This is a genomic window from Streptomyces sp. NBC_01723, from assembly GCF_036246005.1.
Lineage (GTDB): Bacteria > Actinomycetota > Actinomycetes > Streptomycetales > Streptomycetaceae > Streptomyces.
In genome coordinates this window covers 2633959-2644536 of record NZ_CP109171.1, presented here as the reverse complement: position 1 = coordinate 2644536, position 10578 = coordinate 2633959, and the positions used below count along the sequence as shown (strand labels likewise).

6 protein-coding genes are annotated in these 10578 nt (G+C 70.1%); 4 read left to right on the top strand and 2 right to left on the bottom strand.

Annotated elements, in window-relative coordinates:
- The first annotated feature begins 116 nt into the window (after positions 1-116).
- The 4 genes from rplU to OIE75_RS12295 all read left to right on the top strand — a co-directional run bounded on the left by rplU (position 117) and on the right by OIE75_RS12295 (position 4483).
- Positions 117-437: a 50S ribosomal protein L21 gene (gene rplU / locus OIE75_RS12310; protein ID WP_003976204.1), complete on the top strand. Its 321-nt coding sequence runs from the start codon at positions 117-119 to the stop codon at positions 435-437.
- Positions 438-451: 14 nt separating this feature from the next.
- Positions 452-706, top strand: coding sequence for a 50S ribosomal protein L27 (gene rpmA, locus OIE75_RS12305; protein WP_003976205.1), 255 nt, complete (start codon positions 452-454; stop codon positions 704-706).
- Between the two features lie 110 nt (positions 707-816).
- On the top strand, positions 817-2253 hold the full coding sequence (obgE, locus tag OIE75_RS12300; protein ID WP_307012045.1) for a GTPase ObgE: 1437 nt from the start codon (positions 817-819) through the stop codon (positions 2251-2253).
- 190 nt (positions 2254-2443) lie between these two features.
- Complete coding sequence (locus tag OIE75_RS12295; protein ID WP_329470810.1) at positions 2444-4483, top strand: glycosyltransferase family 4 protein; 2040 nt, start codon at positions 2444-2446, stop codon at positions 4481-4483.
- 77 nt (positions 4484-4560) lie between these two features.
- Here OIE75_RS12295 and OIE75_RS12290 read toward each other — a convergent pair whose 3' ends face one another.
- Together OIE75_RS12290 and OIE75_RS12285 are read right to left on the bottom strand one after the other, a co-directional pair.
- Positions 4561-8124: a bifunctional glycosyltransferase/CDP-glycerol:glycerophosphate glycerophosphotransferase gene (locus OIE75_RS12290; RefSeq protein WP_329470809.1), complete on the bottom strand. Its 3564-nt coding sequence runs from the start codon at positions 8122-8124 to the stop codon at positions 4561-4563.
- A gap of 23 nt (positions 8125-8147) precedes the next feature.
- Positions 8148-10382 (bottom strand): bifunctional glycosyltransferase/CDP-glycerol:glycerophosphate glycerophosphotransferase, encoded by a 2235-nt coding sequence (locus OIE75_RS12285; RefSeq protein ID WP_329470808.1) that lies wholly within the window; start codon positions 10380-10382, stop codon positions 8148-8150.
- Between the last annotated feature and the right edge of the window lie 196 nt (positions 10383-10578).

Here is a 10578-nt window from a genome sequence, read left to right as displayed (position 1 = left end):
CCTCTTTCCTTCCGGATACGGGCCCTTCGCGGGCCCCGGCCGGGAGAGGCTGTCCGTGTGTCACCGGGTGGCTGGACTGCGGGGGTGCCGTTCCCGAGCGAGAGAGTGAGATCCGCGTGTACGCCATCGTGCGCAGCGGTGGTCGCCAGCACAAGGTTGCTGTCGGCGACATCGTTGAGGTTGACAAGATTTCCACCGGCAAGGTCGGCGACACGGTCGAGCTCTCGACCCTGCTCGTCGTCGACGGCGACGCTGTGACCAGCGACCCGTGGGTGCTGGCCGGCATCAAGGTCCAGGCCGAGATCGTGGACCACCACAAGGGCCAGAAGATCGACATTCTGCGCTACAAGAACAAGACCGGCTACCGCCGTCGTCAGGGCCACCGCCAGCAGTACACGGCGATCAAGGTCACTGAGATCCCCGCGGCTGCGAAGTAAGGGACTGAGGAGACATGGCACACAAGAAGGGCGCATCGTCCACCCGGAACGGTCGCGACTCGAATGCCCAGCGGCTCGGCGTGAAGCGCTTCGGCGGTCAGGCCGTCAACGCGGGTGAGATCCTGGTCCGTCAGCGCGGCACCCACTTCCACCCGGGCGCCGGCGTCGGCCGTGGCGGCGACGACACGCTGTTCGCCCTGCAGGCCGGTGCGGTGCAGTTCGGCACCCACCGTGGCCGCAAGGTCGTGAACATCGTCCCGGTCGCCTGACCGGAGACTTTCGCGAGGCGGGCCTCACTTCCCCGAGGGGAAGCGGGTCCGCCTTTCGCGTGTTACCCAAGAGACATCCCCGCAGTAGGCAGTAACTGGAGGCACATCCCATGACCACCTTCGTGGACCGCGTCGAACTGCACGTCGCCGCGGGTAACGGAGGCCACGGCTGTGCCTCCGTCCACCGTGAGAAGTTCAAGCCGCTCGGCGGCCCGGACGGCGGCAACGGCGGCCGGGGCGGCGACGTCATCCTCACCGTGGACCAGTCCGTGACCACGCTCCTCGACTACCACCACTCGCCGCACCGCAAGGCCACCAACGGCAAGCCCGGCGAGGGCGGCAACCGCTCCGGCAAGGACGGCCAGGACCTGGTCCTGCCCGTGCCCGACGGCACCGTGGTCCTCGACAAGGCGGGCAACGTCCTCGCCGACCTGGTCGGCCACGGCACCTCGTACGTCGCCGCGCAGGGCGGCCGGGGCGGCCTCGGCAACGCGGCGCTGGCCTCGGCGCGGCGCAAGGCGCCCGGCTTCGCGCTGCTCGGCGAGCCCGGCGACCTCCAGGACATCCACCTGGAGCTGAAGACCGTCGCCGACGTGGCGCTGGTGGGCTACCCGAGCGCCGGCAAGTCCTCGCTGATCTCCGTACTGAGCGCGGCCAAGCCGAAGATCGCCGACTACCCCTTCACGACGCTCGTCCCGAACCTGGGCGTGGTGACGGCCGGCGAGACCGTCTACACCATCGCGGACGTCCCCGGCCTCATCCCCGGCGCCAGCCAGGGCAAGGGCCTCGGCCTGGAGTTCCTGCGGCACGTGGAGCGGTGCAGCGTGCTGGTGCACGTCCTGGACACGGCGACGCTGGAGTCCGAGCGCGACCCGCTCTCCGACCTGGACGTCATCGAGGCCGAGCTGCGCGAGTACGGCGGCCTGGACAACCGGCCCCGGATCGTCGTCCTCAACAAGATCGACGTACCCGACGGCAAGGACCTCGCCGAGATGGTCCGCCCGGACCTGGAGGAGCGCGGCTACCGCGTCTTCGAGGCGTCCGCGGTGGCCCACATGGGCCTCAAGGAGCTGTCCTTCGCGCTGGCCGAGCTGGTGGCCGGGGCGCGTGCCGCCCGGCCCAAGGAGGAGGCCACGCGGATCGTCATCCGGCCCAAGGCCGTGGACGACGCCGGCTTCACCGTCACCCGCGAGGAGGACGGCCTGTTCCGGGTGCGCGGCGAGAAGCCCGAACGCTGGGTGCGCCAGACCGACTTCAACAACGACGAGGCCGTCGGCTACCTCTCCGACCGGCTCAACCGTCTCGGTGTCGAGGACCGGCTGATGAAGGCCGGCGCCCGCAACGGCGACGGTGTGGCGATCGGCCCCGAGGACAACGCGGTCGTCTTCGACTGGGAGCCGTCGGTGACGGCCGGCGCCGAGATGCTCGGCCGCCGCGGCGAGGACCACCGCTTCGAGGCCCCCCGGCCGGCCGCCCAGCGCCGCCGCGACCGGGATGCCGAACGGGACGACGTGGAGCGGGAGTTCGACGGCTTCGAGCCGTTCTGAGCCCGCCCTCTGGAACCGAAGCCCTGCGGACGGCATCTTGCTGTCCGCAGGGTTACACAGGTGTGGCAGGGCCGTGATCCGCTGTCGAGCAGCCGTGTGTACTTTGTGAGGAGGGTGTGGCCACTGTGCGTGGCCCGGGGCGGGGAAACGGACGGACCATCCGTTCCCGGAAGCAGAGAGAAGCAGCAAAGTGAAGATCGCATTTCTCGTTCGGGACCTCTGCCACATGGGGGGCGTGGTCAGCGCGACGCAGAACCTCGCCGGGGCTCTCGCCGAACGGCACGACGTAGAGATCGTCGCGCTGCGCAAGGTGCGCGACGAGTCCTACTTCCCGTTGGACCCGCGGGTCTCCGTCCGGGTGCTCAGCGACATGCGTCCGGACTCCCCGGTCTCCGACGTGGACAACCCGCTGTCCGACAAGTTCCCGCTGATCTACCCGCTCAACGCCGGTGCCAAGACGCCGGTGGTGAGCCGGCTCGCGGAACTGCGGCTCCTCGAGTACTTCGACACCACCGACGCCGACGTGATCGTCAGCTCCAGCCCGCGCAACACGATCATGCTGGCGCAGGCCCGCGGTGACTACCTGAAGGTCACCCAGGAGCACTCGATGCCCGCCATCTACGCCACGGACATCAAGGAACGCCTCTTCCCGGCCTACCGGCACCTGCACGCCCTGACGGCGCTCACCCCGGAGGAGGTCGCGGCCATCGCCCGGCAGGTGCCCGCGGTGCGCAACCGCCTGGCGGTGATGCCCAACTGCGTGCCCGCCTCTACCATCCGGTCCACCGGCACCAACAAGGTCGTGGTCTCGGCCGGTCACCTGACGGACAACAAGAACCACGCCCTGCTGATCGAGGCGTTCGCCCGGGTCCACGCCGACGCGCCGGACTGGACGCTGCGCATCTACGGCCACGGCGCCGAGAAGAAGAAGCTCCGGGCCCGCATCGAGGAACTCGGGCTGTCCAACAGCATCCTGCTGATGGGCCAGACCTCGCCCGTCACCCCGGAGTTCGGCAAGGGCTCGATCTTCGTCCTGCCCTCCAAGCGCGAGGCGTTCGGCAACGTCGTCGTGGAGGCGATGGCCGCCGGGCTCCCCGTCGTCGCCACCGACGCCGACCACGGGCCGCGCAACATCCTCACCGACGGCGAGGACGGCCTGATCGTCCCGCGCGGTGACGTCGACGCGATGGCCGAGGCGATCCGCAGCCTGGTCCAGGACGACGAACTGCGGCTGAAGATGTCCGCCGCGGGCATCCGCAACGCCGAGCGCTTCCACGAGCGGGCGAGCCGCGAGCGCTTCGAGGCCATCCTCCGGGAGGCCTTCGCCCGCAAGGAACTGCCCCGCCACGCCACGGCCCGCGTGGACCGGCAGGGCTCGGTGCACGTCGCCGTGGGCACGCTGCCGCCGAGCGCCGGACAGGCCGACCTCGTCCTGCGCAAGGGCGGGGCAGGCACCGAGGAGCACCGCTTCCCGTTCTCCGCCGCCGGCGACGCCGTCGTGCCCTGGGACGCCGGGGTGCCGCACGGCACCTGGGAGCTGACCCTGGCCACCCGCGAGGGCGGCCGCGAGGTGGCGCTGGGCACCGACGGCTACGGCTGCGACACCCGCGACCTGCTCGCCGTAGAGCTGCCGCGCCCGCAGGGGCCGTCCCTGGCGCTGCTGCTGCCGCACATGCACGAGGACGGCGGGCTGCGGCTGCGCAGTGCCCTGCGCGACGCCCACGCCGAGGTCGGCCCGGTCAGGGTCGACGAGCGGGCCATCGCCGTTCAGGCGGAGCTGTGGGGCGCCGAGGCCACCGCGGGTGCCGTCGTGGAGGCCGTGCACCGCAGGGACAAGGAGCGGGTGCTGACCTTCCCGCTGCGCGCCGAGGGCGACGGCCGGGTCGCGGTCGACATCGACTGCGCGGCGCTGGTGCGGGCGCACACCGAGGCCGACGAGCCCGAGGTGATCTGGGACTTCTCCCTGCGCACGGCGGCCGACGCGCCCCGCGTGCAGCTGGCCAAGCTGGCCACCGACGTGCTGGCCCCGATCAACGTGTTCACCTTCCCGCGTCCGGTGCTCAGCGAGCCGGCGGCGGGGCCGCCGACCGTGCTGACCCGGGCGGTGCGCAAGTCCCGCCGGGCCCTCGGCCAGACCCCCGCGCCGCTGCCGCCCACCCGGCGTCGCACGGAGCTGCGGCCCTACTTCACCGCCGCCTGCCAGTTCGCGGTGAAGACCGTACGGCTCTGACCCGCGCACGGCGCCGAAAGGGCGGGGCCCGGAGGAGACGATCCTCCCGGCCCCGCCCTTTCGCGTGATCCGCGCGGTCAGCTCTCCCGCGCCTGCTCCAGCATCCGGTCGACGACCCGCGCGGACGCGTTGCCGTCGTCCAGGTCGCAGAAGAGGTGGTGGAAGCGGTCGAACCGCTCCTGGTACTCCGCCTGGACCTGGTCGATGTCCCGGATCGCGTCGACCAGTTCCTTGGAGTTGCCGATCAGCGGACCGGGGGAGTCCTGCTCGAAGTCGAAGTAGAACCCGCGCAGCGTGTCCCGGTAGTGCTCCAGGTCGTACGTGAAGAACAGCATCGGCCGCTTCAGGTGCGCGTAGTCGAACATCACCGACGAGTAGTCCGTGATCATGATGTCCGCCGCGAGGTACAGGTCCGCGATGTCCGGGTACTCCGAGGCGTCCCACACGAACCCGTTGCCCGCGCCCGGCACCGCGTCCACCACGTTGGAGTGGCGGCGGATCAGCAGCACGTGGTCGTCGCCGAGGCGGCGCTGGGCGTCCTCCAGGTCGATGCGCAGGTCGAACAGGTACTGCCCGGCGCTGTGCGACTGGTCGTCCCGCCAGGTCGGCGCGTACAGGACGACCTTCTTGCCCGCGGGCAGTCCGAGCGCCTTTTTGACGCGGTCCGCGACCGCGTCCCGGTCGGGCGAGTACAGGTAGTCGTTGCGGGGGTAGCCCGCCTCCTGGATCTCACCGTCGTAGGAGAACGCCCGCTTCAGGATCGGTGTGCTGAAGCGGTTGGAGGACACCAGCAGGCTCCACTGCTTCGCCTCCAGCGCCAGCTTCTCCTGGTAGCGCCGGTCGAAGTGCAGCGTGTCGATGTCGTGCCCGATCTTCTTCAGCATCGTGCCGTGCCAGGTCTGCACGATCGACTGGCCCGGGCGGCGCACGATCCAGTCGGGAAGGTGGCCGTTGGTGACGATGTAGCGGCTGGAGGCCAGCGCCTCGTACCACTCCTTGCCCCACATGCGGACCTTCTCGACCCCGTCGGGCAGGTTGACCTGGCCGTCACGGACCGCCCACAGGTGCTTGACGTCCAGGCCGCGGCGCACCAGTTCCTCGTACATCGCGCGCGGGCTGTCGGAGAACTGCTTGCCGTTGTAGCTCAGGTAGAAGACCTGGTCCTTGAGCGGCTGCTGGAACAGCGGCTCGTACACCTTGCTGCGCAGCTCCCGCTGGCGGTACGGGCCGCGCTCCAGGTCGCTCAGCTCGGAGCGGGCGTTGAGCTGCGGGAAGTCGCCCCAGCGGTTCTCCAGCCAGTAGCGGCGGCCGCCCAGTTCGGCCTGGACCGGGAACGAGTCCGCGGCCAGCCGGTCGACCACGAAGGGCACGTCGGGCGTGCCCTCCTCCTCGGGCCGCAGGAAGAGGTTCCAGCGGCCGGCGCGCAGCGGGACGCTGCCGTCGCCGCCGAGGCTGGAGGGGTCGAAGGAGACCTCGAAGCGGCCGTCGTCGAGCCAGTGGGTCTCGACGAAGCGCTCCTCGTAGCGGTTGCGCGGCTTGAGCAGGAAGCGGGAGCCGGACAGCCGCGGGTCGGCGTGGCCGGTGAGGGCGATCCGGCCGTCGCGCACGGTCGCCGTGTCGATCAGGGCGCGGCGGGTGCGGCCGGAGAACTTCAGGAAGCCGGTGTGACCCGCGACCACGGCCAGCTCCACCAGGCGCGACTGCTCGCCGAGGGAGGCGGGCAGCGGGAACTCGACGTCGGACAGCCCCTCCTGCATCACGGTGCCGAAGCGGCGCTCCTTGCCCTGCGGGTCGGTCGCGACCAGCACCGTGGACCAGGTCCGCTTCTCGGGCTGCGCCATCTCGTCGACGCCCTCGTGGAAGACCAGCGCCACGTCGGCCACCGGCACCTGGACCGAGAACGTCTGCTTGCCGCCCTCGCGGGCCACCGTGACGGGGTACTCGAGGGTCTCGGCCCCCTTCTGGTTCTTGACCCGCAGGACGACCTGCTCGTCCGCCGTGAGGGGCTCGCGGATCTCACCGGTGACCTTGATCCGGTCGTCCTCCAGGGTGCGCCCGGTGATCAGGGCGCGGACCTTCTCGATGCGCAGCTTCAGCGCGCCGCGCTCGACGGACGGCAGCAGCCGGAAGTCGGGGCTCAGCCAGTGGTACGGCGGGAAGTTGCAGGCCGCGCCGCCGCTGGAGTGGACGGCGTTGCGGCGTACCAGGCCGGAGGCGAAGATGCCCAGGCCCACGTGCCACACGGCCTCCTGCCACTCGCCGCCCTTGCGGAGCCTGGTGGGGTCGATGGTGACTTCCCAGCCGGCCCAGTCGTAGTTGTAGCGGTCCTGGCCGGAGTCGGTGGTGACCTCCGGGCGCGGCACGTTGCGGGCCGGCAGCAGGATGCGGCGGCGGGAGCGGTCCTTGCGCAGCTGGAGCACCTTGACCGAGGCCTTGCGCGAGGGCAGGTCGATCTTGTCGATCCAGGCGTTGCCCGAGAGCACGAGCTTGTCGCCGGACCAGCTCACCTCCTGGAGCGGGGCGCGCATGGTCAGGTGCTGGTCGATGCGGAGCGCCTCCTTGGGCAGGTGCAGGTCGGCACCTTCCAGGGAGGGGAACGAGGCGTACTTGCGCAGCAGGCCGCTGACCTCGGGCGTCTCCTTGCGGCGCTGGCCGGCCAGCAGGGCGATCAGCTCCTCCATCTGGTGCTTGCGCACCAGCAGCCACTGCACGCGCAGTTCGGCCGGGAGGTCCATGACGACCTTGGGGTCGATGCTGTCGAGGAAGCGGTTGGCCGAGCGCAGGAACTCGGTGCGGTACTCCTCGTCGCCGTCCGGCACCACGTTGAGGAACAGCCGCAGGTCGTCCCGGAGGACGCGGGTGTCGTACTCGCGCTTGAGACGGGCGAAGGTCTCGCCGGGCTGGTCGGCGAGGAAGGCGCTGATCTCCATGACGGAGGTGGTCCGGTCGCGCACGCCCGCCGGGTCGGTGCGGCGCTGGGTGATCGACGGGGCGGACTCGCCCTCGCGCAGCCGCCAGTAGTAGCAGGGCTCCGAGATGACGTCGACGCTCTCGGCCAGGTAGTGGGCCCGCATGGTGACCGGGGTGTCCTCGTACAGCCGGCCCTCGGGGAAGGCGAAGCCGTTCTTCTCCCAGAAGGTGCGGCGGAAGACCTTGTTGCAGGCGATGCGGTCGGCGACCAGCTTGGCGTACCGGGATATGTGGGTGCGCACGCGGGCCTCGCCGGCCAGCATCCGCATCAGCGGCACCTGCCAGGACTTCTCGCCCTTGAGGTGGAAGACGTTGCCCGTGGCGAAGTCCGAGCCGCTCTCGTCGAGGCTGCCGACCATGAGCCGGTAGGCGTCCGGCGGGATCAGGTCGTCGCTGTCGACGAAGGTCAGGAACTCCGACTCCGGCGCGAGGTGCGCCATGCCGGTGTTGCGGGCGGCGCCGAGGCCGCCGTTCTCCTTGCGTATGAGCTTGAAGCGCGAGTCGCGGGAGGCGTACTCCTCGGCGATGGCGGCGGAGCCGTCGGGTGAACCGTCGTCCACCATCAGGACCTCGAAGTCGCGGAAGGTCTGCGCGGCGAGCGAGTCCAGACAGGCGGGGAGGTAACGCTCCACGTCGTAGATGGGGACGATGACACTGAGCCGAGGGGCCATGGCTTGGTGATCTCCTTTCGGGGTCAGGCCCGCTCGACCAGTTCGAGCGCCTGGGCGGGGGTCGGGGCGTGGTGGCGTTCGTCGAACGGAACGATGGGCAGCAGGTTCTCTTCACCGAGGAAGACGCGCCGTACGACGCGTTCGGCTGCGTGTCCGTCGTCGAATTCGCAGAAACGCCGGCGGAAGACGTCCCGCCGCTCGGTCGTCTCCGGGCTGTCGTACTCGCCGGAGGCGAGCAGCCGCAGCAGTTCCGTCTGTGTGGTGGCCACCGCGCCGGGCGGTTCCTGGAGCAGGTCGAAGTAGGTGCCGCGCACCGCGGAGTAGACGTCCCAGTCGGGGACGTAGCTGATGATCGGGCGGTCGAGGACCGCGTAGTCGAACATCGCCGAGGAGTAGTCCGTGATCAGCGCGTCGGCGGCGAGGTACAGGTCCTCCACCCGGCCGTGCCCGGACACGTCGACGATCCGGCCGGTGCGGCGCAGTTCGGCGATGTGCGGGGAGGAGCTGCCGTAGAAGTAGTGGCCGCGCACCAGGACGGTCACGTCCGGTCCCAGCTCGCCGGCGAACCGGGCCAGGTCCAGCGGCGGGGTGAAGCCCGGCTGGTACTCGCGGTGCGTCGGCATGTACAGGAACGCCTTGGCGCCGTCGGCCAGGCCCAGCGCCGCACGGGCCGCGCGCACGTCCTCGGACGTGGCGTTCACGAGGGCGTCGTTGCGCGGGTAGCCGGTCTCCAGCGTGGTGTACGAGCAGGGGTAGACCCGCTCCCAGACCACGGTGGAGAACTGGTTGGAGCTGATGCTGTAGTCCCAGCGGTCGCACCGCTCCAGGAGCTTCTCGAAGTCCATGTCGGTGGAGGCCGGGTACTTGCGCTGGTCCAGGCCCATGGTCTTCAGCGGCGTGCCGTGATGGGTCTGCACGTGGATCTGGCCCTCGCGCTTGACCACGGAGTCGGCGAAGTTCACGTTGTTCACGAGGTACTTGGCGCGGGCCAGGGCCGCCCAGTAGTCGCGGGAGCCCACCCGGACGACCTTCACGCCCTTGGGCGCCAGGTGCGCGTTCTCCGCGCGCACCGCCCACACGCGGCGCATCCCGGGGGCCAGCCGGGCCAGTTCGGCGTCGATGGCGGCGGGGTTGCAGGAGACGCTGCGGCTCCAGTAGGCGGAGAACAGCACCAGGTTGTCGTCCAGCGGCAGCCTGAGCTGCGACTGGTAGAAGGCGCCCATCGCGCTCCGCTTGGAGCGGTTGAGCGCGGAGCGGGTGCGGGTCTTGACCCGCTGGCGGAACTTCACCGCCGCCAGCGCGCTCACCATGGTCGTGTACGCGTCGCGCTCCAGCATCCCGTACTTGTGGCCGCGGCCGCCGGCCGGGCGGGTCCAGCCCTTGGGCACGCGGGCCCGGTAGTCGGCCGAGGCGCGGTGGAAGAACTCGGCCCGCGCGTCCTGCGGCAGGCGGCCCGGCCGCTCCAGGATGGTCAGGTAGTGGTCGACCATCTTGCGGAACAACGGGCCGCGCCACTCGGTGAGTTCCTCGTGCGCGTCCAGGTAGTCGAAGACCCGCTGGTACTGGTCGAAGACGTCGAAGTGCTTGCGGCTGACCGTCTTGAGGATGTTGCCGCCCTCGCGCCGCTGCCGGTAGTGCACGCAGACACGGTCCAGTACGGCGATCCGCTCGGCGCTGATCATGGAGCAGAACGTCCAGGGGGCGTCCTCGTAGTACCCGGGCGGGAAGGTGAGCCCGGCCCGGGTGACGAAGTCGCGGCGGTACGCCTTGTTCCACACGATCTGGAGCAGGTCGAGCAGGCGGGGCCGCTCGGAGAGGGGGAAGGTGTCCGGGCCCTCCTCCTTGAGCAGGTCGGCCCGCAGGTTCGGGCGGATCCGGCCGTCCCAGTAGGTACGCGCGTAGTCGAAGACCAGGATCTCGGGATTGCCGGTGGCCTCCAGCCGGTCGGCAATGGCCGACAACGCGCCGTCGGACAGTGTGTCGTCACTGTCCAGGAACAACACGTAATCGCCACTTGCCTTTTCCAGACCGGCGTTGCGCGCACGCCCCAGGCCCACGTTTTCCGTGAGGTGAATCACATGAATCCGGGAGTCCCGTTTCGCGTACTCGTCGAGAATGGCACCGGACCCGTCCGGCGAACAGTCGTCGACCGCGATGATCTCGAAGTCCGTGCAGTCCTGCCCGAGTACGGAGTCAAGGCACTCGGGCAGATAGCCCTGCACCTTGTACACGGGGACAACGAGAGAGAGCTTGGGCATCCTTACAACCTGTTCCGAGATCTGACCAGGGGACCGCGGGCTGGAACCGGAACGCGCTCCGGGCGCCGTTGGGCCCGGAGCGCGCCGCCGCATCAGCGTAAAGGATTCACGCGGAGTTTCCGTGGGCACGGTAGCCGGACACTCTGTGCCTTGCCACAGCCGGAAATGGCCGCGATCGGCCGCTCGAATCGGCCGC